The sequence below is a fragment of the Granulicella paludicola genome (assembly GCF_025685545.1).
GTDB lineage: Bacteria > Acidobacteriota > Terriglobia > Terriglobales > Acidobacteriaceae > Granulicella > Granulicella paludicola.
Map to the genome: position 1 here is coordinate 160,889 of NZ_JAGSYC010000020.1, position 22,225 is coordinate 183,113.

17 protein-coding genes are annotated in these 22,225 nt (G+C 61.3%); 10 read left to right on the forward strand and 7 right to left on the reverse strand.

All coding sequences use genetic code 11. From position 1 onward, the window contains the following. Nucleotides 1-136: 136 nt before the first annotated feature. The 7 genes from OHL14_RS03935 (at nt 137) to OHL14_RS03965 (ending at nt 4,808) form a co-directional block, all read left to right on the forward strand. Nucleotides 137-670, forward strand: a complete 534-nt coding sequence (locus tag OHL14_RS03935; protein ID WP_263378014.1) for a DUF6580 family putative transport protein — start codon at nt 137-139, stop codon at nt 668-670. 90 nt (nt 671-760) lie between these two features. Beyond that, entirely contained in the window at nt 761-1,255 is a 495-nt protein-coding gene (locus OHL14_RS03940) for a MogA/MoaB family molybdenum cofactor biosynthesis protein (protein WP_263378015.1), read from the forward strand. A gap of 51 nt (nt 1,256-1,306) precedes the next feature. After that, nucleotides 1,307-1,960, forward strand: a complete 654-nt coding sequence (locus OHL14_RS03945; RefSeq protein ID WP_263378016.1) for a YqaA family protein — start codon at nt 1,307-1,309, stop codon at nt 1,958-1,960. Between the two features lie 190 nt (nt 1,961-2,150). Further along, complete coding sequence (locus OHL14_RS03950) at nt 2,151-3,260, forward strand: TonB C-terminal domain-containing protein (protein WP_263378017.1); 1,110 nt, start codon at nt 2,151-2,153, stop codon at nt 3,258-3,260. Between the two features lie 2 nt (nt 3,261-3,262). Further along, on the forward strand, nt 3,263-3,493 hold the full coding sequence (locus tag OHL14_RS03955) for a hypothetical protein (RefSeq protein WP_263378018.1): 231 nt from the start codon (nt 3,263-3,265) through the stop codon (nt 3,491-3,493). Further along, a complete protein-coding gene (gene miaA / locus OHL14_RS03960) occupies nt 3,490-4,437 on the forward strand; it encodes a tRNA (adenosine(37)-N6)-dimethylallyltransferase MiaA (protein ID WP_263378019.1) in 948 nt (315 codons plus the stop codon). The genes OHL14_RS03955 and miaA overlap by 4 nt, the downstream gene beginning before the upstream one ends. Then, nucleotides 4,434-4,808 (forward strand): RNA-binding S4 domain-containing protein, encoded by a 375-nt coding sequence (locus OHL14_RS03965; RefSeq protein ID WP_263378020.1) that lies wholly within the window; start codon nt 4,434-4,436, stop codon nt 4,806-4,808. Before miaA ends, OHL14_RS03965 begins: the two co-directional genes overlap by 4 nt. A gap of 11 nt (nt 4,809-4,819) precedes the next feature. Here the strand turns inward: OHL14_RS03965 and OHL14_RS03970 are convergent, their stop codons facing one another. Then, on the reverse strand, nt 4,820-6,010 hold the full coding sequence (locus OHL14_RS03970) for a VWA domain-containing protein (RefSeq protein WP_263378021.1): 1,191 nt from the start codon (nt 6,008-6,010) through the stop codon (nt 4,820-4,822). 96 nt (nt 6,011-6,106) lie between these two features. On the opposite strand from OHL14_RS03970, the gene tdh reads away from it, so the two are divergent. Next, nucleotides 6,107-7,165, forward strand: a complete 1,059-nt coding sequence (tdh, locus tag OHL14_RS03975; RefSeq protein ID WP_263378022.1) for an L-threonine 3-dehydrogenase — start codon at nt 6,107-6,109, stop codon at nt 7,163-7,165. A gap of 80 nt (nt 7,166-7,245) precedes the next feature. Here the strand turns inward: tdh and OHL14_RS03980 are convergent, their stop codons facing one another. Beyond that, on the reverse strand, nt 7,246-8,136 hold the full coding sequence (locus OHL14_RS03980; protein ID WP_263378023.1) for a hypothetical protein: 891 nt from the start codon (nt 8,134-8,136) through the stop codon (nt 7,246-7,248). A gap of 172 nt (nt 8,137-8,308) precedes the next feature. Between OHL14_RS03980 and OHL14_RS03985 the strand changes: the two genes are divergently transcribed. Continuing rightward, nucleotides 8,309-9,544 (forward strand): glycine C-acetyltransferase, encoded by a 1,236-nt coding sequence (locus OHL14_RS03985; protein WP_263378024.1) that lies wholly within the window; start codon nt 8,309-8,311, stop codon nt 9,542-9,544. Between the two features lie 69 nt (nt 9,545-9,613). Here the strand turns inward: OHL14_RS03985 and OHL14_RS03990 are convergent, their stop codons facing one another. The 3 genes from OHL14_RS03990 to OHL14_RS04000 form a co-directional block, all read right to left on the reverse strand. Continuing rightward, on the reverse strand, nt 9,614-11,617 hold the full coding sequence (locus OHL14_RS03990) for a glycoside hydrolase family 3 protein (protein ID WP_263378025.1): 2,004 nt from the start codon (nt 11,615-11,617) through the stop codon (nt 9,614-9,616). A gap of 95 nt (nt 11,618-11,712) precedes the next feature. Beyond that, nucleotides 11,713-14,052: a RelA/SpoT family protein gene (locus OHL14_RS03995; RefSeq protein WP_263378026.1), complete on the reverse strand. Its 2,340-nt coding sequence runs from the start codon at nt 14,050-14,052 to the stop codon at nt 11,713-11,715. Between the two features lie 33 nt (nt 14,053-14,085). Continuing rightward, complete coding sequence (locus tag OHL14_RS04000; RefSeq protein WP_263378027.1) at nt 14,086-15,333, reverse strand: alpha/beta hydrolase family protein; 1,248 nt, start codon at nt 15,331-15,333, stop codon at nt 14,086-14,088. 118 nt (nt 15,334-15,451) lie between these two features. Here OHL14_RS04000 and OHL14_RS04005 point away from each other — a divergent pair, with 118 nt between their 5' ends. Then, a complete protein-coding gene (locus OHL14_RS04005; RefSeq protein WP_263378028.1) occupies nt 15,452-16,366 on the forward strand; it encodes a type I phosphomannose isomerase catalytic subunit in 915 nt (304 codons plus the stop codon). A gap of 82 nt (nt 16,367-16,448) precedes the next feature. Here OHL14_RS04005 and atzF read toward each other — a convergent pair whose 3' ends face one another. Both atzF and uca read right to left on the reverse strand, forming a co-directional pair. Further along, nucleotides 16,449-18,260, reverse strand: coding sequence for an allophanate hydrolase (gene atzF, locus OHL14_RS04010; RefSeq protein WP_263378029.1), 1,812 nt, complete (start codon nt 18,258-18,260; stop codon nt 16,449-16,451). Nucleotides 18,261-18,439: 179 nt separating this feature from the next. Beyond that, a complete protein-coding gene (gene uca, locus OHL14_RS04015) occupies nt 18,440-22,063 on the reverse strand; it encodes an urea carboxylase (protein WP_263378030.1) in 3,624 nt (1,207 codons plus the stop codon). Nucleotides 22,064-22,225 lie beyond the last annotated feature (162 nt).

Consider the following 22,225-nt stretch of genomic DNA (forward strand, 5'->3'; position numbering starts at 1 on the left):
TGTCAACGGCCTCTCCGAAGCTCCTCTGTGCACGGTCTGGCTTGATTCCATGCGGCGTGGGCGGTTTTGCCGGCGTGGTTCCATTACAATCAAGGTAGGCGCTCTGCGTCGACTCTTTCTCTAAAGGCGAATCTCCATGCTTGCTGTCCTCGTACTTCTGTTCGCTGCACTGAGCCGCCTTATCCCGCATGTGAACCATGCTGTTGCATTCAACTTCACGGCTGTGGGGGCGGGGCTGCTGTTCTTTGGATCGCGCCGTCCGCGCTGGCAGACGCCACTAGCAGTGGCCGTGATGGCGCTGATGGATGTGTACTTGACGACGCAGGTCTATCACTATCCGTTTCACGTAAAGGGTTATTTAGTGACGTGGGCGTGGTATGCGGCGGTCTGCCTGACGGGCAGCGTTCTGCTGCGCAAGGTGACGGCGATGCGTGTTGTTGCCGGCGTGCTTGCTTCTGCGACAAGCTTTTTCCTGGTGAGCAACTTTGTCGTCTGGCTTGGCAGCGGTATGTATGCGCACAGCGCTGTGGGCCTGTTTGGCTGCTATGTCGCCGCGCTGCCGTTCTACGCGAATGATCTGATTTCTACGGCGCTGGTGTCGGCGGTGTTGTTTGGCCTGCCTGCACTGGCAGCGAAGATGACCGAAGAGCAGGGCGTGGCTGTTCGGTAGCCGAAACTTGTAACGCAAAAGAGGCCGCTTTCATCCGAGCGGCCTCTTTGCTTTTGCGCTGAGCGTGTGGGTCTCGGCTATCCTGAACGAATGAGTTCTTCTTCCCTGGCTGGCCGCAGCGCTGTAGTCATTACCGTGAGTGACCGCTGCTTTCGTGACGAACAGAGCGACCTCTCCGGACCGGCTGTGGTGGCGGCTTTACGCGAAGCGGGGATGGAGGCTATCGAGTGCGCTGTGTTGCCGGATGAGCAGCCGCAGCTGGAGGCGGCGCTGCGCGAGGCCGCCAAGCATGCCGCACTGATAGTGACTACCGGTGGAACAGGTCTTGCCGAGCGTGATGTGACGCCTGAAGCGACTCTGGCTGTTTGTGAGCGTCTGGTGCCGGGGCTGGCGGAGTTGATGCGGCAGGACGGTGCGAGACATACTCCCTATGCAGCCTTGGGGCGCGGGGTCTGCGGGGTGTGTGGGCGGGCGCTGGTACTTAACCTGCCAGGAAGTCCCGCAGGTGCGAAGAGCTCGCTACTGGCGGTGTTGCCACTGCTGAGTCACGCGCTCAATCTGCTGGCGGGTGAGACCGCACACTAAGCGTCAACGAACGGCCTCTCACGCTCTCAGCAAGGTAAAATAGAAGGACACGTGAAACTCGGACCTATCGCATTAATGCACAAATTTTCGGCGGCTGTGTTTGCCGTCCTCAAGCCCCTCGGCGTATGGGGGGTGGGCGGTCTCGCACTCTTGGACTCGGCCCTGATTCCCATCCCGGGCTCGATGGACAGCGTCATTGTGGGGTATGTCCACAATGAGCCGCACAAGTTTTTGCTTTTTTGTCTGATGGCTGCAGGAGCGTCGACCCTGGGCTCGCTCATACCGTTCTATATTGGCCGTGCCGGGGGAGAGCTTTTTCTGCTGAAGCGCGTAGACCGTGCGCGCTATGAGCGGATGCGGGACCGCTTCGAGAAGCAGGAGTTTGTCGCGATCCTGATTCCATCGATGGGGCCACCGCCGACGCCGCTGAAGGTTTTTCAATTCGCCGCTGGTGTCTTCGAGATGCGCATCGGGCCTTTCCTGCTGGCGACGTTTCTTGGCAAGATCACGCAATATCTGGTCTTCTCGCTGCTGACGATCTGGTTTGGTCCATCGCTGATCCACGATATACGTGCCGTGGTGCGCGACCATCGCAGCATTGTCGTCGGTGTTTCAGTGGCGGTGGTGCTTTGGCTGGCGTTCTTTATCGTGCGCAAGGTCTTCGACCGTCGTAAGGGAGAGCTTCTGCCGAGCGAAGACGCTTAGACGCCGAGGTGGAGTTTTGCCTGTAGTTCTGTCGAAGATGAGAAGATAAAGGCAGCCGTTTGAGAGTGTTCTGGCGGATTATTCATCGAAGGTGCGCGGAATTTGTCGGGAGGGGCTGCAGAGCCCGGTGTTTCTGTCGGCAAAGCGCAACATTCCACTGCTAAAGAGCGTCAGAACACTAAGTAAACGAATGCCGACAAGCACCCCACACCGCGATCCAGAGCCAATCAGCAACGAGTCCGGGACCCAGCCGGGCGAGACCCCGTTTGAGGTTTCCGAGCACGAGCCAGCCAACGCACCGCTGCATGTCGTACCCCCGACTCCGCAGCCTGCGGGACCTGTGCGCATCCGCACGAGTCGCTACGGCGATCTGGATGAGCATGAGCTCATCCGTGTACTCGATTCCATTGAGGATGAGCTGGCGAAGCGCCGCTTCCGCGAGTCGCTATACATCTCATTCTTCCTGTGCGTGGCGCTGGCCTGGGTGGTTTTGTATGGGCCGAGATATTTGTGGCATTCGCCGCAGTTGGTGATGCCGTCCGATGTGATGAAGCACCGTGAGGTCGTAGAGCTGAACGCGCCGGTGATGCCGCGCAGTGTGGTTCGTCCGGCTCCAAAGGTGGACACGAAGACGTTGGAGAAGCTGCGCACGGAGGCACCGCCTCCGCCGAAGGCTGCACCTGCACCGGAGCAGCCTAAGCCTGAAACGCCACCTGCGGCTACGCAACCGACGCCTACTCCGCCAACACCTTCTCCTCTACCTTCTGCTCCAGCTCCATCCAAGCTACCCACCCCATTGGCGGATGCTCCGACACCGGCGGTCGCCCCCTCCAAGCCGAACTTCGGTACGCCGAGTGACAGCAATGCGATGAACAACCTTCTGCGTGACAGTGCCAAAGGTCGTGTTGGAACCTCCGGTGTGCATGACATTACGCGCAGCGGTAAGGGAGCCTCTGCAGGCAGCGGTGTGGATGTGCTTTCGGATATGCAGGGTGTGGACTTCTCAGACTATCTACGGCGTATGTTGAGTGATGTGAAGCGTAACTGGCTTCCGCTGCTGCCGGAAGAGATCGAACCGCCTATCTCCAAGCAGGGCGAGACGCGGGTACGCTTCTCAATTCTGCCGGACGGTCGCATCGGCGGTATGACGCTTGAAGGTCGCTCTGGCGATGTTGCGATCGATAAGGCCGCCTGGGGAGCGATCATCAGCGAGGGGCAGTTCCCGCCACTTCCGAAGCAGTTCCACGGACCGAACCTGGAGCTGCGGATCTACTTCATGGTGAACAAGCCAGTTCAATAGAGATGACTTCGAACGACGAAGTTCGCGCAGCACGACCGCAGGCACCCGCGCCTTCGCGAGCATTGCTGCGTGCGCGTGCCGAGCAACAGGAGCGTAAGCAGCAACGCGCGACGGTTGAGCGCCGGAGTGTGGTGCGTGGGCTTGTGTTGCTGGCCCTAGTTGCGCTGGGGATAAGCGTGGCTCGCGCCGGTTTCGAGCGCGTGTTTGTACCTGGCTGGTGGAGGCACTTTTGAGCGACTATCCGCTGATCGTGATTTCCGGGCCTACCGCGAGCGGCAAGACAGGGTTGGCGATCGCGCTTGCCGAACGCTTCGACGGTGAGATCGTCAGTTGCGATTCGGTTGCCGTCTATCGGCTGATGGATATTGGCTCGGCAAAGCCATCGCCTGAGGAGCGCGCACGTGTGCCGCACCACTGTCTCGATATGTATTGGCCGAACGAGGAGTGCACGGCGGGCGATTATGCTCGCCATGCACGCGAGGCTATTGCGGCTATCCGCGAGCGAGGCAAGGTGCCGATTGTGGCTGGTGGTACGGGGCTGTATCTGCGGGCGTTGTTGCAGGGACTGGCACCGGCTCCGCGGCGGGACGAGGCTCTGCGGGAGCGGCTGCGCGGGTGTGTAGAGACGAAGGGGTCGGCGTGGCTGCATCGGATTCTGCAGCGACTGGATGCGAAGGCGGCGGCGCTGATCCACGCAAACGATGCGCCGAAGTTGATCCGCAGCATCGAGGTGACGCTGGCTGGGAGCGCGCCGCAGACGACGCAGTGGGAGGCTGGGCGCGAGCCGCTGCAGGGATACAACGTGATGCAGTTTGTGCTGGGGCCGACGTCCATAGGGCCATTCCGTGAGCAGCTGTATGCGCGCATCAACGAACGTGCGGCTGCGATGTTTGATCGCGGGCTTGTGGCGGAGACGAAGATGATTCGCGAACGCTTTGGCGAGGCATGTCGCTCACTGGGTGCGCTGGGCTATGCACAGGCAATGAGTTTGCTGCGCGGAGAGATGCCTGCTGAGGCTGCGATCTCGGCCGCGCAACAGGGGCATAGGAACTATGCGAAGCGGCAGTTGACGTGGTTTCGTCGAGAAGAGGGAATGCAGTGGCTTGAAGGGTTTGGGGACGACGCTGCAGTGCAAGCTGCGACCTTTGCAGCCGTGCAGAAAGGGTTGGAAGCATGAATGGAGTACGCATCGATAAGTGGTTGTGGGCCGCGCGGTTCTTCAAGACGCGCGCGCTGGCGGCGAAGGCCTGCGAGATGAACCGCATCACCTCAAATGAGATTGTGGCCAAGGCCGCGCGGGAGGTGCGGCTCGGCGACATGCTCACCGTGAAGAATGAGGCAGGTATCTTCGTCGTTGAGGTGCTGGTGTTGAGCGAGATGCGTGGGCCCGCGGCTGTGGCGCAGACACTCTACCGCGAGACTGAGGCGAGCAAGGTGGACCGCGACCGCGTCGCTGCCGAGCGCAAGGCGCTGTTTGCAGAAGACGCTCCGGTGGCGCGGCCGTCGAAGCGCGACCGCCGCGAGATCAACCGTTTTCGCGGTCGCTAAGCGGACGGAAGTTATTTGGCGGGTGGAGTTGCTGTGGGTGGTGTGCTGTCGTTATCCACCCAATAGCTGCTGCGTGCTTCGACGACGAGGTCGGGATAGTTCTTCAGCTTCAGGGTGACAGCGTGCAGACCAGCATGCGGGTTCAGCGGATGGAAGCTGAGTACGTAGCGGTTGGGTATGTGGTTGGCGATGGTGAAGAGATCGCGGTTGAGGGTCTTCGCATCTTTGAACTTGAAGTTCTCTCCACCAGTAGACTGCGCGACGGCTTCGGAGATGTTCTTGCGGAGCGCATTGCGCAAAGCTATCTCCGCCATGCGCGCCAGAATCAGGGGAGGCGCGAGCTGCGCGGCGCAGTCGAAGTACTGCGTACCTTTGGTCTCCTCCGCGGGGCCGGTGCTGCCATCCTCCTTTACCACCTTGTCGGTCTTTGGATCATGCGAGAAACAGCCGTGTTCAGGGCCGGGTTCATCCGAGTGGATCTTCGAAGCTGCGCCCGCTTCGTCGGCGCGGTTCGATGAGAACGCAACGGAGTAAATCGCTGTATTGGTGTCGGAGATGGCGCGCAACGCCTGGGCGAGTGTTGTATGGCTACCGTTATCCTTGGTCTCCGAGAAGAGAAGGATGGCGCGGCGGTAGGTCGTGGGAACGGGACGGAGTTGATCGACGGAGAAATTGATGGCGTCAAGGATGGCAGCGCCGGAGTCACCATCTTCCTGCGAAGCGAGGGTCTGCGAGATGCTGTCGAGGTGGGAGCTGAAGTGATGCACCAGGGTCGGCGAGCTGTCGAAGGCGACGATGGCGACCTTGTGGGGGATACCTCCGAGCATGTTGTCGAGCGAGGCCGCGAGGCCGTCATAGTCATGCAGATGGTTTCGGCCCGCTCCACCGACTTCAACGCAGATCACCATGGCCAGCGGCTGACCGCCGTTGTCTTCTTCGAGGCGCAGCGGCTGCTGAACGCCATCGTCGGTAAGAACAAAGTCATTCGCCTTCAGGGTGTAAACGAGTTGCCCGGACTTGGTCTTCACCAAGGCTGGCACCAGCACCAGTGTCGACTTTGCTGTGATGGAATAGCCGGGGCCGTCAGGCGTGAAAACCTGCTCCTGCGCATCAGAAGGAGCAGGCGTTGGCGCTGCTGGCGTCTGTGCCAGAACGCTACTGCCAGCGAGGAAGGTAATCGCGATGAGTCGTTTGAAAAGCATGGGCTGGTTGCAGTGTAAAGGTACTCGGCCTGGGGCTACCATAAGTTGTTTGACGTGCGTGCGAGCACAGAGTTGCCGGACAGCAGGAGAGTTGCGATGAACCATGGGTTGAGTAAGACGATGCGCGCTTTGATGAAGACACAGGCTGCGGCTGGGATGGAGATGCGCGAGGTGCCCGTGCCGGAGATTGGCGCGAGCGACGTGCTGATCGCCGTGGAGACGGCGAGTGTCTGCGGGACCGATCTGCACATCTATCACTGGGACGAGTGGGCGCAGGCGCGCATCAAGCCGCCGTATATCCCCGGGCATGAGTTTTGTGGGACGGTGGCAGCGGTGGGATCGCTGGTGCAGGGCATCGCGGTGGGTGACTTCGTTTCGGCAGAGATGCATGTGGCGTGCGGTCACTGCTTGCAGTGTCGGATTGGACAGGCGCATGTATGCCAGTTTGTTAAGATCCTAGGCGTTGATGCGGACGGAGCCTTTGCGGATTATGTGCGCATCCCTGCGAGCAATGTTTGGAAGCTCGACCCGGCGATCCCGCGTGACTTCGGCTCACTGTTCGATCCCTTTGGTAATGCGGTACACACGGTGCTCTCCGGTGCGATTGCAGGGCAGACGGTGGCAGTGACGGGCTGCGGTCCGATCGGGCTGTTTGCAATCGCAGTCGCGAAGGCTTGTGGCGCGGCGAAGATCTTTGCCATTGAGCCGAACGAGACACGCCGTGCCCTGGCAACGACGATGGGCGCGCACGCCGCGCTCGATTCTGCTGCGAGCGATCTTCTGCTGCAAGTGAAGTCGGAGACAGGTGGAAATGGTGTGGATGTCCTGTTGGAGATGAGTGGACATCCGTCGGCGATTCGCCAGGGCTTCTCACTGTTACGCATGGGTGGTCGTGCAAGCCTGTTGGGCATTCCTTCGCGGCCTGTGGAACTGGACCTTGCCAATGCGGTCATCTTCAAAGGTGCGACTGTGCATGGCATCAACGGCCGCAAGATGTACGAGACCTGGTACCAGGCAGAGGCGCTGCTGCGCGAAGGTCACATCGATCTATCGCCTGTGATCACGCATCGACTGGCGCTGGAGCGGTTTGATGAGGCGATGCATCTGCTGGAGTCTGGCGAGGCGAGCAAGATTCTGTTGACGGTGAAGAGGTAGTGAGGAGTGAGAAGACAAGAGTGAAAGCGAAAGGCCCATCCGGTGGATGGGCCTTTCGCTTTGTGGTCTACTGCCTGTTGTTACTGCTGGATGACTAGATCATCCGAGAGGCGGAAGTGAACGATCGATTCAGCCGGGATCACGATATCGCGATTCCCGGTGGTGCCTGCGATCAGGGTGCCAGCGCCAGCGCCTGCTGCTCCGCCTATGGCTAGACCGACACCGCCGGTAGCGAGGCCGCCGATCAACATGCCTGCACCGGTCATGCCGCCGATAAAGCCTGCCGTGCGCTTACCCTTGCCTTTTTTGGTCTGCACATTGTCGCGCGTGTTCAGCGGATACTCAGAGCCGTTCAGCGTCATGGCAGTCAGGCGCAATTCAAGATAGGAGCGACCTTTGAAATGACCGCGACGATGGGACTCGTCAATGCGTCCACTTACAGGCGTTCCTTTGGGGATGATGACGGAGCCGTTCTGCGCAACCGGCTCAACGATCTCACCGCTGAAGCGATCGCCTGCATGGGCGGTCTTAACGCTGATGCGCTCATTCACGCGGATGGTGAGACCCGTGCCAGCCGGGACAGTCATCGAGACGTTCGCTGGCGCGGGCGCACCCTGAGCCACAGGCGCGGCGGGCGCGCTGTAGTTGGGCGAAACGCCAGGACCGAGGGGGACGATGACCGGGTTGGTTGCAGGCGGAACTGCACCGGGAGCGGGCGGCGTGACGGTGCGGGTGACGAGGGCCTGACCTCCCTGTGCTGCAGGAGGCTGTACGACATCGGTGATCGTATTACCCTTGCTGTCGACCATCTGCACCTGCTGCGGCGTATTTGTCGTCGCAGCCTGCGACTTGGCCTGATCGAGAGCAGTGTCTTCCTTACCCTTGCAGCCGGTGAGAAAGGCGAGCGCTAAAAGTCCCGCCACTGCGGCGCTACAGATTACATTTGTGAGCTTGCGTTTTTCGTCCTGCATCGTGTCGTTCTCCCTGCGCGGCTATTCTCGACAACGGCATACGTCGGAGTAGTACAGCGCTAACCTGCGAAAGCCAGATAATGAGTTTGATGCGCTCACAATGGATTTTTGCTGCCTGTGGGGCCTGTGGATTCCGCGTCCGTTGAGAGCAAAGGTCTAAGATGAAATTGCTATGGAGACTTTGACAACCCTTTCCGATGCGTCGACATCGAAGCGCCCTCAGCTGGCACACCTGACCGCTCAACTGGATGAGTTGCGCGCAAAGGGCACGTACTTCAAACTGCGCGTGCTGGATGACGAGCAGGGGCCCGTGTGCCACTACGACGGCCGCGAGGTCATCAACCTTGCGAGCAATAACTATCTCGGGTTGTGCGATCACCCGAAACTGCGTGAGGCAGCGATTGCAGCGACGAAAAGGTACGGCGTGGGTTCAGGTGCGGTGCGGACGATTGCTGGCACGATGCGCATCCATATGGAGCTGGAAGAGAAGATCGCCGCGTTCAAGGGTGTTGAGGCGTGCGTTGTCTTTCAGTCAGGATTTACGGCGAATGCGGGCACGGTGTCGAGCATTCTGGGCAAGCAGGATTTCATCCTGTCGGATGAGTTGAATCATGCCAGCATCATCGACGGCGCTCGGCTATCGGGAGCGAAGATTAAGGTCTTCCGTCATAAAGATGTTGCTCACGCGGAAGAACTGTTGCAGGAGATTCAGCACGAGCCGGGTCGCAAGCTCGTGATAACTGATGGCGTCTTCAGCATGGATGGCGATATTGGTCCGGTGGCGGAGCTGTGCGATCTATGCGACAAGTATGGCGCGATCATGATGGTCGATGATGCGCATGCTTCAGGCGTGCTGGGTCGTAACGGGCGCGGGTCTGTCGATCACTTCGGTTGCACACAGCGCGTAGACGTACAGGTGGGAACGCTTTCAAAAGCAATCGGTGCGCTGGGTGGTTATGTCTGCGGCTCGCGTGATCTGATTGACTACTTGTACCACCGCGCGCGACCGTTTCTTTTCTCTACGTCTCATCCCCCGAGTGTTGCGGCCAGCTGCATGGCGGCTTTCGATATTCTTGAAAACGAACCTGAGCGTATCGAGCGGCTGTGGTCGAACACGAAGTATTTTCAGCAGCAACTTGCGGAGGTGGGTTTCGACATCGGTGGCAAGAGCACACCGAAGAGCGAGACGCCGATCACGCCTGTGATCGTGGGCGATGGGCGCAAGACGATGGATTTTAGCCGCGCGCTCTTTGAGCAGGGACTGATGGCGACAGGGATTGCGTTCCCCACGGTGCCGGAAGGCAAGGCACGTGTGCGCTGCATCATGACGAGCGAGCATACGAAGGAGCAGATCGATAAGGCTCTTGAGATACTGACTGCAACTGCGAAGCGGATGGAGATTCTCTAGCGCAATCGCCTTAGAGAACAGCGAGGCAGCGTGTTCTTTACGCTGCCCTGACTCTTTTTGAGAATTCTTCTAGGGCTTGGAGTAACTAAGGCCGAAGCCGATGGCAAAGAGCGGAGAGGCTGAATCGTGCGGCAGATCGGGCTGTTGCCTGCGAACAGCTTCCATCGAACTCGGCAGTTCAAACGGAAGATGTCCCTGCGGTTGAGCTTTGCCGGTGATGACGGCCAGCAGAGCTTCGTCGCTTGCGCCGAAATCTGCCAGCAGCACTGAGGTACGAGCGACCAGAGGCGTAACGATGGCTGGCCGATCGAGATAAATGTCCGCGATGACGGGCAGATTCGCAGGTAGCTTTGCCAACTCCGCGAGCTGCGCGTCGCCCGGTTTGAAATCGAGATCGCCTTCATGCTGACGCGAGCCGAAGAAGTAGCCGGGGTGCAGCAGTTGCGACGGAGCGTGTAGGCGGAAGAGAGCGAAGTCGGCTTCTGCCGGTGTTGCTGCAGGCGTCAGACCGGCATGGCGAGCCGCTTCTGGATCGACGCCGATGAGCCAGACTTTGCGCATGGATGCAGCAAGGGGCAATGCGTGCTTGTTGCTCAGTAGTACCATCGAACGCTCCTGAGCGAGTAGCGCTGCCTGGCGGAACTCCGCTTTGCCTGCAGTTGCGCTGGCAGCAGCTGGATCGACGTAGGGATCTTCGAAGAGGCCGAGTTCGAACTTCTGGATGAGGATACGCTTTGCAGACTCATCCAGACGCGCTGCTGAGACATGGCCTTCGCGTACCAGCTTCACAATGAGGTCGGAGTCGGAGACGCCGCCGAACTGATCGACACCTGCATCGATGGCCTTGGCAAAGCGCTGTTCTGGCGTGAGAGTTTCGACACCCCAGGACATGCCAAACTTGCCGGGTTCGATGCCGGGCTGTTTGCCTGCAGGTGCGCCATTGAGACATTCACCCTCACAGTTCGAGGTGATGAGCCAGTCAGTGAGAATGACGCCCTTGAAGCCGAAGCGTCCGCGGAGAACGCCGGTGAGCAGTTCTTTGTTGAAGCCTGCTCCGACGGGTTCGGTGGGCTTGCCGTTGATCGTTGGCGTGTCGAGGATGGCGTAGGTTGGCATCACGGCTGCGACGTGCGCTGCGAACGCGCCGGTGAAGGGAATCAGATGCTGCTCGAAACCAGCGGCGCTCAGGACCGCATGACGACTGTACGAGTTGTGCGCATCGAGACCGTCCTTCATCGCGCCATAGCCAGCAAAGTGCTTCACGACGCACAACACGCTATCGCGTTGCAGGCCGTTCTCGCCTGCCTGGAAGCCGGCGATGTAAGCTTCGACCTGCTTCTTCACGGCTACGGGATCTTCGCCGAAGGTGCCATCGATGCGTCCCCAGCGCGGCTCGGTCGCGAGATCGGCTTGGGGCGAGAGCGCCTCCTGAATGCCGACTGCGCGGTACTCCTGCCTCGCGATGTCGCCGAAGCGACGGGTCACGGAGGGATCGCCGATTGCGCCCATGCCTGTCATATCCGGCCACTGTGAGAACGACACGGCGGCGTTGCCTGCGCCAAGCGTGGAGTGGAAGTTGTTACGAGGGTCGGTGCTAATCGTCAGCGGGATCGCGAAGCGTGTGGCTTCGGCTTCCTGTTGCAGCAGGTTGTTCTGCGTGGCGAGCGAGGCCGCATCGGTGGTGAGGCGCGTGATGAAGGTGGCAACCTTCTTCTCTGCGATGATGGTGCGCACACGTGGAAGATCGTAGGCTTTGCCCATGCCAACGCCAGGCGATCCTTCCGCAGGCGCGGAGTCATGCATCATAAGCCCGGCCTTCTCTTCCACGGACAGCCGCGCAAGCAGATCGACGGTGCGTTGTTCCGGAGAGAGACGCCAGTCTTCGAAGGGATCGAGCTTGCCGTTGCGATTGAGGTCGCGGAAGCGAAGACCGTCGACGGTGAGGATCGGTACTGCACGAGAGGCGATGGGCGGCTGCGCGGTTTTCTGTGCGAGGAGGCCGAAGGGAGCGATGAAAAGCGAAGCGACCGCGAGAGTTTGCGCCGCGAAGCGAGGGAGCTGTGATCGGCTCATGAGCTACTGACCTGCCTTCCAGATTGCAGCAGGAGAATATCACTCGATGCATAGCACTCGCGATGGGCTTGCTGTGGGTTGGATGAAGAAGCTGGCTAGATCTTTTGTACGCGGAGCACATCGCGCACGCCTGGGACCTTGCGCAGATTCTGCGTGAGGCGTGTGAGGTGGCGCAGATCGAGTGTTTCGATGACGAAGTCTACGTTTACCACGCCGTCGACCGAAGGCTTGGTATCGACCGAGCGAATGTTTGTGCCGTCCTCGGCGATGATGGCCGTGAACTCCTTCAGCAAGCCAGACCGATCGTCGCAGACGATGATGAGGCGTACAGGATACGTCGAAGGCTTAGGACCAGAGTCGGAGTGGGTGTCTTCTGCCCAGGCGACGTCGATGCGACGATCTGCCTCGTACAGAAGATTCTGCACGTTGGGACAGCTGCGAGCGTGGACGGCAACGCCCTTGCCGCGCGTGACGTAGCCGATAATGGCTTCGCCGCGAATCGGGTTGCAACATCGAGCGCGGTAGACGAGGAGATCGTCCTGTCCTTCGACCTGCAGGGACTCGGAGCCTTTGCCGAAGAAGACGCGCTTTACCGCGTCCGACATGTGCGAGAGCGTGTTGCTGACCGCTCCTTCTGCAGGCTTCTCGGCTTCGACAGGCATCGTGCTGCCGGGTTCGAGCTTGTTCAGCGTCTGTCGCGCAGAGTACTTGCCGAAGCCGATGGCCGCGAGCAGATCGGCATGTGCGGCGAGGCCGTATTCACTCGCGACGCGGTCGTAGTCGGCTTCTTTGAAGCGATCAAGAGAGATCTTGAATTTGCGACCTTCGCGCTCGAGCAGCTTCTGACCGATCTCGATGGCACGGACGCGCTGGTTCTCGTTGAGCCAGTGCTTGATCTTGTTGCGCGCGCGCGAACTTTTGGCAAAGCTGAGCCAGTCGCGTGACGGATTGTGGCCGGTCTGCGTGGTGATCTCAACGATGTCGCCGTTGCGCAGCTTGTGACGCAGAGGCACGATGCGGCCATTGACCTTCGCGCTCGTCGTTGCGTGACCGACGTCGGTGTGAATCGCATAGGCGAAGTCGACGGGGGTTCCGTCCTTCGGCAGCACGATCACCTTACCCTTGGGCGTGAAGGTGTAGACCTCTTCGGGATACAGGTCGATGCGGAGCGTCGACATGAACTCGTTCGGGTCGGACATCTCGCGCTGCCATTCCATCATCTGGCGAACCCACGCGAGACGTTGCTCGTCCTTCGCAGAGACGTTGTCGCCAGCCTTGTACTTCCAGTGCGCGGCGATGCCCTCTTCTGCGACCTTGTGCATCTCCTCGGTGCGGATCTGCACCTCGAACTGATGTCCACCTTCAGCGATGAGCGTGGTGTGCAGCGACTGATAGAGGTTCGGTCGCGGCATCGCGATGAAGTCTTTGAAGCGGCCGGGAACAGGTCGCCATGCTGCGTGGAGAAGACCGAGCGCAGCGTAGCAGTCCTGCTCCGATTCCGTGATGACACGAACGGCGAAGAGATCGAAGACCTGATCGACGGGAATCGCGTGCTTGGTGAGCTTCTGCTGGATCGAGTAGAGCCGCTTAATGCGGGCTTCGACGCGAGCCTTGATGTGCGATTCCTTCAGCTTGCCTTCGAGCGTGCTGACGATCTTATCGAGGAAGACCTTGCCATCGCCGCGAAGGCCATCGACCTCTTCTGAAAGCTGCTTGTAGCTGTAGGCGTCGGTGTAGCGGAACGAGAGATCTTCAAGCTCGCCGCGCAGCTTACCCATGCCGAGACGATGCGCGAGCGGTGCGTAGACATCGAGTGTTTCGCGGGCGATGCGCTGCTGCTTCTCCGGCTTCAGGTGCTCCAGTGTGCGCATGTTATGCAGGCGGTCGGCGAGCTTGATCATCACGACGCGCAGGTCGGTGACCATGGCGAGCAGCATCTTGCGGATATTTTCCGCTTGGTGGTCTTCGCGGTTGGCGAACTTGATCTTGTCGAGCTTGGTAACGCCTTCCACAATGTGCGCGACCTGCTCACCGAAGCGTTTGCTTATCTCGGCGGCGGTCACGTCGGTGTCTTCGACGGCATCGTGCAGCAGGCCTGCGGCGATCGCGGTCGAATCCATCTTGAACTCGGCAAGAACCTGAGCGACTTCGAGCGGATGGCCTATGTACGGTTCGCCGGAGGCACGCATCTGGCCGGCGTGTTGTTGGATACAGAAGGCCCAGGCGCTGCGAATCAGGTTCAGATCATCGCCGGGGCGATTGGCACTGACTGTTTCAAGTAGGTGATGAAAGGCTGTGTCGAGATTGGCGTAGCCCGAGACGGGGTCTGGAAGCGCAGGAGTGGCCTCGCTGGTCGACAGGTCGACCTCGCCGACAGGCGGCGCGGAATTCTCAGGTTCAGCAGGCTTGGCTGAACCCGACGGAGCGATTGCCATAGTTCATTATACGGGGTTGAAGGGAAAGCGGGATTACGGTTGGGTCTTGATCTTCTCTGGGTGAAGCTTGAGTAGGCCGGAAGGTGGCTGCGGGCCGCCGTGAGTCCAGTGAACGAGTTCGTCGAAGGCGTCGCCGATGTCCTGTTCGGTGAAGTTGCAATGGCCTTCGGCGTCGACATACTGCTGGACAAAGTTGCGCTCGGCTCCGGCGGCCTGCACCTGCTCGAAGTAGAGGGGCAGATACTGGATCTGCACGATGGGATCGAAGACGGTGTGCAGCGCAAGCATCGGCTTGCCAAGGTTGCCGCTGGGCGTGAAGTGCCGCGCGAGGTAGGCGAAGGCCTTGGGGGAAGCTGCGTAGCGAGCGACCTTGTCGTTGAGCTCGTAGTCGCTCTGCGTACTCGTCGGGTTGGTGCCGGTGTAGATGGTATTGCGGTTGTCGAAGGGGTTGCCGCCAGCGCGACGCTGAAAGTCGCCGACGACGAAGGTGTAGTAGGCGATGTCGTGCGCGACTTCGCCATCGGTGTGCAGTTGCATCAGGTTGCGCATTAGCGTCGCGTTGGCAGGGTTGGCCTTAAGCGCGCGGGACACCTTCTGCCGCATCGCGTCCGAGTCGACGTAATCGGTTGGAACGGGGACGAGCGGCGGCATTACGTCCGGGAAGTAGTGATCGAAGGCTGCGCGCATGGCGAAGCGATGTTCGTAGGCGAGATGGCTGGGGCCGACGGATCCACAGAGGTCGAGACCGCCCATGTAAGGTTTAGGGTTGAGTTCAAGCGTGATGGAGACGAGTTCGCCGCCCATGGAACCTCCAGCGACGTAAGTCTCTTTTGGCGCTCCGTATCTCTGAACGAAGTACTTGCGAAGGCTTTCGGTCTCGGGATATGCCTGCGCGAGTGCCCAGCCGGTTTGCGAGTAGGCGCTTTGGATGACGGCGTAGCCGCGATCGTAGAAGGGCAGCTGCTGGCCGAGGAGTTTTTCGGTCGGATGATAGCGGTACGGTTCTTCCGAGTAGCCGTGATAGAAGACGACCAGCGAGTGGTTCCAGTTGTTCGGGATGTCGATGCGGTAGGGCGCGTCGTCGAGCATGCCGGTTTCCACTCTGCCGGTAGCGGTGGTGATCACGCTGGGAGCGACAGGCCTCTTGGCGGGCGATAGAGCGCGGGCGGGAACGAGTGGCAGCGCGCAGAGTGTTAGCCAGAGTGCGGTCTGGAATCGAGCGGGACGGAGTCGAGCAGTCAGATCAGATGTGTTCGAGAGTCGGCGCGGGATGAGAGACATGGTTGGGATGGCTTGATTTTATCTTCGATTGCGGGCTGTGTGTACAGATGTTTACGGCGCCGTGGTTTCGCGGGCGATAACCGCTGGTGTAGAAAAGTAGATGCGAGGTATATACGTTTTGAGCAAGAGTTTTGGGCCGTTTCGTTTGAAGCCGCTGATGGTAGAGCGCGTTTGGGGATACAACAGTCTTTCGCCCTGGTACGAATTCAAGAGTGAGAAGGCCATTGGCGAAGCGTGGCTTTCGGGTGACGACTGCGTGATCGAGAACGGTCCGCTTGCGGGTAAGACGCTGGGTGAGGCTGTGACGTCAAGCGAGACGCCGCTGTTTACCGGCAAGGAGCGTTCGCCGCTGCTGATCAAGTACCTGTTTCCGAAGGAAAAGCTTTCGGTTCAAGTGCATCCCGATGATGCGGATGCGGCGCGGCTTGGCAACGGAGCTGAGGCGAAGACCGAATGCTGGTACGTGCTGGAAGCGGAGCCCGAGGCTGCGATTGCGATGGGCCTGAAGCCTGGAACGCAGAAGGATGCGGTGCTGGCGGCGATCCACGATGAGACGCTGGAGTCGCTGCTGGAGTATCCGAAGGTCGCTGCGGGCGACATGATCTATGTGGCTGCTGGAACGATCCATGCGATTCTGCCGGGCGTGGTGATTCTGGAGATTCAGCAGAACTCAGATACGACGTACAGGCTTTATGACTACGGTCGACCGCGCCCGCTGCATCTTGAGCTTGGGATGGATGTGCTGAAACTGACGACGGACGCGGGCAAGTTTCCGGCGAAGGCGATCGCGGGTGGAACGCAGCTGATTTCTGTACCGCACTTTACGGTGGAGCGTTACGAGCTGAGCAGCGAGGCGAAGAGCTTTGCGAATCAGGGTGGCGAATATCTGGTGACGCTGAAGGGTGAAGGCAAGCTGGTCAGCGATGCTGGTGAAGTGGAACTAGTTGCTGGAGAGCTGGTTGTGGTTCCCGCCTGGGTTGAATCGTATTCGCTGCAGGGTTCGGCTACGGTGATACGGAGCTTTGCGGGGTAGGTACCCCTCCCCCCATACAAGGGCTAGAGGTATGGGTGGTTCGAGACGCAGATTCCCTTCGGGAATGACAGGATAAAAAAGGCTACTTTAAGATGGCGAGGTAGTTGCGCCAGCCTCCGAAGTGGGTGATCTCGGTGGCGCCTTCGGTGGCGGCGGGTTCGGCGATGAAGCCCATGACGAGGGAGCCGTCTTCGAGGCGGAGCTGGCCGATGCCGAGGGGTTGGGGAACTCCGGCTACGAAGCTGCCGACGGTGTCTTCGGGGAGCGCCCAGACTTCCACCTCGATGCCAGGGCCTGCGAAGTTGGGGACGCGGACGAGGCCGGGCTTGGCGGGGGTGGTGTTGGCGAGGGCATAGAACTTGTAGTCGGGGTGGGTGCGGCAGGTGCGGACGAGGCGGCCCTTGCGCTGCGTGAGCTGCCAGTTGAGCGGCTGGCCGGTGAGGTGAGCTCCGACGACGGCCATGAGGAGGCAGCCCGGAGGGGTGGCCGTCGGCTTGAGGGCTGGAGTTTCGGTGAGTTTGCGCTGGGAGTTGCCGAGGGTGGTCGCGTAGGCGCGGTGGAGGCGGTCGGCTGCGAGGAGGAGAGCGTTGTCGGTGAAGGCCGGGGCGATGAGGGTGACGCCGAAGGGCAGGCCGTCGGGGCGGAAGCCTGCGGGGACGGCGACGGCGGCGAGGTCGAGCAGGTTGACGAAGTTGGTGTAGGTGCCGAGGGTGCTGTTGAGGGCGATGGGGTCGGCTTCGACTTCGGCGATGGTGTAGGTGCGGGGCGCGGTGGGCAGGATGAGGAGGTCGATGTCGGCCCAGACGGCGGAGGTGGTGCGGCGGAGGGCTTCGAGCTTGTAGGCGGCCTTGAAGGCGTCGATGGCCGTGTAGCTGCGGGCGCCGAGGATGATCTTTGAGACGGTGGGATCCATCTGGTAGGCGTGGTGGGAGCCTTCGTCTTCGAGAAAGGGCTGGATGGCGGCGTAGCGCTCGGCGACCCAGGGGCCTTGATAGAGAAGACGGGCGGTTTCGAGGAAGGGCTCAAGGTCGATCTCTACAGGTGTGCCACCGAGGACGGTCAGGTGATCGACGGCTGCCTGGTAGAGCGCGGGGTTGTGAGTGTCGCCGAAGAAGTTGAGCGACGAGGTGGCGGGGACGCCGAAGCGGAAGATTGTGGATCCAGCCCAGGGGGTAGCGCCTTCGCCGGTTCTGGGGGTGCGGGAGTAGGGGTCTTTCTCGTCGAGTCCACGGGCTGCGGCGAGTACGGTGGCGGCGTCGGCGGAGGTTTCGGCGAAGACGGAGACGCAGTCGAGGGTGCGGCAGGCGGGGACGACGCCGTGGGTGCTGAGTACGCCGCGGGTGGGCTTGAGGCCGACGAGGTTGTTGAACATGGCAGGGACGCGGCCAGAGCCGGCGGTATCGGTGCCGAGGGAGAAGATAACGGTGCCGTTGGCGACGGCGACGGCGGAGCCTGCGCTGGAGCCGCCGGAGATGTGGGTCTTGCTGAAGACGCTGGAGCAGATGCCGTAGGGCGAGCGGGTGCCGACGAGGCCGGTGGCGAACTGGTCCATGTTGGTCTTGCCGATGAGGATGGCGCCGGCCGCTTCGAGCTTCTGGACGACCGTGGCGGAATCGGTGGGGGTGTACGCGTAGTCGGGACAGGCGGCGGTGGTGGGGATGCCGGCGACGTCGATGTTGTCTTTGACGGCGAAGGGGATGCCGTAGAGGGGGAGGGTTTTTGCTTCTTCCGTTGAAAGCGATTTTGCGCGGGCGAGGGCCTGTTCGCGGGGGACGAGGGCGATCCAGGTGGGGCGCAGGCCTTCGGCGTTGATGCGGTCGTAGATGGCGGCGATGGTGGCTTCGGGGGTGGAGGCGCCGGAGGTGTAGAGGGTGTGGAGTGCGGCGATGTTCATAGGGTGCCTCGGGAGCTAGTGAGAAGTGAGAAGTGAGAAGTGAGAAGTGCAAGAGCAAAGACCGCAGTCGTGGTGAGTGGAGAGTGTTCATCCCACCCATGCGCGATGATACTGCGCATGGGTGGGGCATCCAGTACCCAGGCAAGTGCAAACGCGGGAATGACAAGACAAAGAGGAATCTAGCGGGGGCGGATGGCGAAAAGGAGTTGGCCTGCGTTTACGAGGGCGCCTAGTTCGCAATAGATTGCTTCGACGGTGCCGGTGATGTGGGAGGTGATGCCGATTTCGGTCTTCATGGCATCGAGGATGACGAGTTTATCGCCTTCGGCGACGTGCTGGCCAGGTTTGACGGGGATCTGGAAGACGCTGGCGGTGAGGGGGGAGGAGACGCCTTCGCAGCCGTCGGGGATGGTGATGACGGCGGCTTCTGTGGTGTCTTCGGGGGCTTCGGGCGGGGTGAGGAGACCGGCGGCGCGCCAGCGTTCGCGCTCGGCGTCAAAGGAGGCTTTCTGGTGTTGCTTGAAGGCGGCGGCTTCGGGGGCGATGGAGGCGAGGAAGCGGTCGTAGTCGGCGAGGTTGAAGGTGGATTCTTCGACGCGGAGGGGGTAGAGGCCGTGGGGGAACTTTTCGCGGGCTTCGAGGAGCTCTGCGGCGGAGATGGGGAAGAAGCGGATCTGGTCGAAGAAACGCAGCGACCAGGGAGTGCCAGGAGCGAAGGCGGGGGTGGACTTCCAGGTGTTCCAGACCTGGATCGTGCGGCCGACGAGCTGGTAGCCGCCCGGGCCTTCCATGCCGTAGACGCACATGTAGGCGCCGCCGATGCCGACGGCGTTTTCGGGGGTCCAGGTGCGGGCGGGGTTGTACTTGGTGGTGACGAGACGGTGGCGCGGGTCTACAGGGGTAGCGACGGGCGCACCGAGGTAGACGTCGCCGAGACCGAGGACGAGATAGCTGGCTTCGTGGACGATGCGGTAGACGTCGTCGATGGAGTCGAGGCCGTTGATGCGGCGGATGAACTCGATGTTGGAGGGACACCAGGGGGCGTCGGGACGGACGGCCTGCATGTATTTTTCCTGCGCGAGTTTGGCCTGGGGGTCGTCCCAGGAGAGCGGCAGGTAGACGATGCGGGAGGGGACGGTGATGTCGGTGAGCGGCGGCATGGCGACGTCGAGCTCGGCGAGCTTATCGATGAGCGCGGCGCGCTGGAGGATGCGGCTGTCGTAGTGGATGTGAAGGGAGCGGACGCCGGGGGTGATGTCGAGGATGCCCCTTACCTCATCCTGCAGGGCGGCTTCGCGGAGGGCCTGCTCCAGGATGTGGACTCGGAAGCGGAGGTGGAGATCGAGTTGGAGCTCGCCGTATTCGACGAGGAGATACTTGTCGCCGTCGGCGCGGAAGACCATGCGGGTGGGGCGGTCGGTGAGGGTGCGGAGGATGGCGGGTTCGGGTGAGGGTGAGGCAGTGAGAAGTGAGGAGTGAGAAGTGGTAAGCGAGGGCGTGAAGGAGGCGATGAAGGCGTCCTGCTCGCGTTCCATCTGCTGGGCGAGTTCGAGGGTGATGGGTTGGAAGTGGACGCGGTCGCCTGCTTTGAGCTGGCCGAGCTTCCAGAGTTCTGCCTGGACGATGGTGGCGGGGCAGACGAAGCCGCCGAGCGAGGGTCCGTCGGGGCCGAGGAGGATGGGCATGTCGCCGGTGAAGTCGATGGTGCCGATGGCGTAGGCGTTGTCGTGGATGTTGGAGGGGTGCAGACCGGCTTCGCCGCCGTCGGTGCGGGCCCAAGTGGGCTTGGGGCCGATGAGGCGGACGCCGGTGCGGTCGGACTGGTAGTGGACCTTCCACGAGGCGGAGAAGATCATGTCGATGTCTTCCTGGGTGAAGAACTCTGGCGCGGTGTGGGGGCCGACGAGGACGCCGATCGTCCAGTCGTGGGTGAGCTGAGGCTGGTGACCGACGGGGAGGATGGCTGGGGTGGTGGGGGTGATGTCGGACTGGCCGATGTGGAGGGTGTCGCCTGCGCGGAGGGCGCGGCCTGCGGGGCCTCCGAAACCACCGAGGACAAAGGTGCTGCGGCTGCCGAGGTAGGGCTGGGTGTCGAAACCGCCCTGCACGGCGAGGTAGGCGCGGATGCCTTCTTTGGAGGCGGCGCCGAGGGAGAGAACGGAGCCGGGTTCGACGGTGATGGCTTGCCATTGCGGGATGGGTTTTCCGTCGAGTTTGGCGTTCATGTCTGCGCCGGTGAGGGCGATGACGGATTTGGCGTGGAACTTGAGGCGGCCGCCCATGGTGGCGAACTCGATCGCGGTGGTGCCTTCAGGATTGCCTACGAGTCGATTGGCGAGGCGGAAGGAGAGATGATCCATCGGGCCTGATGGGGGGACGCCGACGTTCCAGTAGCCGATGCGGCCGGGGTAGTCCTGGAGGGTGGTCTGGGTGCCGCCTTCGAGGACTTCGATGGCGTTGCGCGAGGGGACGAAGGTGCCGAGGAAGGCGGTGGTGATGGTGCCGGAGGTGAACTCGGGGGTGCGGACGATTTCGCGGAGGTAGCGGAGGTTGGTCTCGGTGCCGTCGATGGCGATGGCGGCGAGGGCGGTGCTCATTTTGGCGAGGGCTTCTTCGCGGGTGGCACCTTTGACGATGATCTTGGCGACCATGGGGTCGTAGAAGGAGGTGATTGTGGAGCCGGACTCGATCCAGGTTTCAACACGGGCGATGTCGGGGCCGGGGAAGGTGACCTGGGTGAGCTTGCCGGGCGAGGGCTGGAAGCCTTTGGCGGGGTCTTCGGCGTAGATGCGGGCTTCGATGGAGGCGCCGGCGGGTTGGATGTGGATGCTGTCGAGCGGCGGCATTTCGCCTGCTGCCTGGAGGACCATCCACTCGACGAGGTCGGTGCCGGTGACCTCTTCGGTGACGCCGTGTTCGACCTGGAGACGGGTGTTGACCTCGAGGAAGTAGAAGTCATTGGTGTCGTCGTCGTAGATGAACTCGACGGTGCCTGCGGAGGCGTAGTTAACGGCTTTGGCAAGGACTTTGGCGGAGGCGTAGAGCTGCTCGCGGGTGGCGTCGGTGAGGCCGGGGGCGGGAGTTTCTTCGAGAACTTTCTGATGGCGACGCTGGGCGGAGCAGTCGCGTTCGCCGAGGGCGAGGACGCCGCCCTTGCCGTCGCCGAAGATCTGGACTTCGATGTGGCGGGCGCGGGTGACGAACTTTTCGAGGTAGACGGCGGAGTTGCCGAAGTTGGATTGCGCGAGACGGATGACAGTGTCGTAGGCTTCGCGGAGGTCTTCGGGGGAGTGGCAGACCTTCATGCCGATGCCGCCGCCGCCGCCGGAGCTTTTGAGCATGACGGGGTATTTGAGGGTGGCGGCTTCGGTGAGGGCTTCGTCGAGGCTGGAGATGATGCCGGTGCCGGGGAGTAGGGGGACGTTGCAGGATTTCGCGGTGGCGCGGGCTGTGTGCTTGAGGGCGAAGGCGTCGATCTGTTCGGGCGCGGGGCCGATGAAGGCGATGCCGCGGGCGGCGCACTCGCGAGCGAAGGCGATGTTTTCAGAGAGGAAGCCGTAGCCGGGGTGGATGGCTTCGGCGCCGGTCTGGGCGCAGGCGGCGAAGATGGCGTCGAAGGAGAGATAGCTGGCAGAGGCGGGAGCTTCGCCGATGTAGACGGCCTCGTCAGCCTGAAGGACGTGCAGGGAGTTTTTGTCCGCGGAGGAGTAGACGGCGACCGAGCCGACACCCATCTTGCGGAGGGTGCGGATGATGCGGCAGGCAATGGCGCCTCGGTTGGCGATAAGGACTTTTTTGAACATGCGGTGCTCCGGTGGCGGTGTTGCGATTTGCGGTGGTGCGATTGTGTCGGGCCTTCAGCCCTTTGATTTTAGATAGACCTAGGCTGGTATGTGGCGGGCCTTTGGCCCGCAGAGGCGACGTGGTCCTTGATGCCATGTTGCCAGATCAGTGAGCATCGTGGG

Bases quoted from the DNA above. Each gene is read 5' to 3' on its own strand.
- OHL14_RS03935 (WP_263378014.1), top strand. From the start codon at position 137: ATGCTTGCTGTCCTCGTACTTCTGTTCGCTGCACTGAGCCGCCTTATC.
- OHL14_RS03940 (WP_263378015.1), top strand. From the start codon at position 761: ATGAGTTCTTCTTCCCTGGCTGGCCGCAGCGCTGTAGTCATTACCGTG.
- OHL14_RS03950 (WP_263378017.1), top strand. From the start codon at position 2,151: ATGCCGACAAGCACCCCACACCGCGATCCAGAGCCAATCAGCAACGAG.
- OHL14_RS03955 (WP_263378018.1), top strand. From the start codon at position 3,263: ATGACTTCGAACGACGAAGTTCGCGCAGCACGACCGCAGGCACCCGCG.
- OHL14_RS03965 (WP_263378020.1), top strand. From the start codon at position 4,434: ATGAATGGAGTACGCATCGATAAGTGGTTGTGGGCCGCGCGGTTCTTC.
- OHL14_RS03970 (WP_263378021.1), bottom strand. From the start codon at position 6,010: ATGCTTTTCAAACGACTCATCGCGATTACCTTCCTCGCTGGCAGTAGC.
- tdh (WP_263378022.1), top strand. From the start codon at position 6,107: ATGAACCATGGGTTGAGTAAGACGATGCGCGCTTTGATGAAGACACAG.
- OHL14_RS03980 (WP_263378023.1), bottom strand. From the start codon at position 8,136: ATGCAGGACGAAAAACGCAAGCTCACAAATGTAATCTGTAGCGCCGCA.
- OHL14_RS03985 (WP_263378024.1), top strand. From the start codon at position 8,309: ATGGAGACTTTGACAACCCTTTCCGATGCGTCGACATCGAAGCGCCCT.
- OHL14_RS03990 (WP_263378025.1), bottom strand. From the start codon at position 11,617: ATGAGCCGATCACAGCTCCCTCGCTTCGCGGCGCAAACTCTCGCGGTC.
- OHL14_RS03995 (WP_263378026.1), bottom strand. From the start codon at position 14,052: ATGGCAATCGCTCCGTCGGGTTCAGCCAAGCCTGCTGAACCTGAGAAT.
- OHL14_RS04000 (WP_263378027.1), bottom strand. From the start codon at position 15,333: ATGTCTCTCATCCCGCGCCGACTCTCGAACACATCTGATCTGACTGCT.
- atzF (WP_263378029.1), bottom strand. From the start codon at position 18,260: ATGAACATCGCCGCACTCCACACCCTCTACACCTCCGGCGCCTCCACC.
- uca (WP_263378030.1), bottom strand. From the start codon at position 22,063: ATGTTCAAAAAAGTCCTTATCGCCAACCGAGGCGCCATTGCCTGCCGC.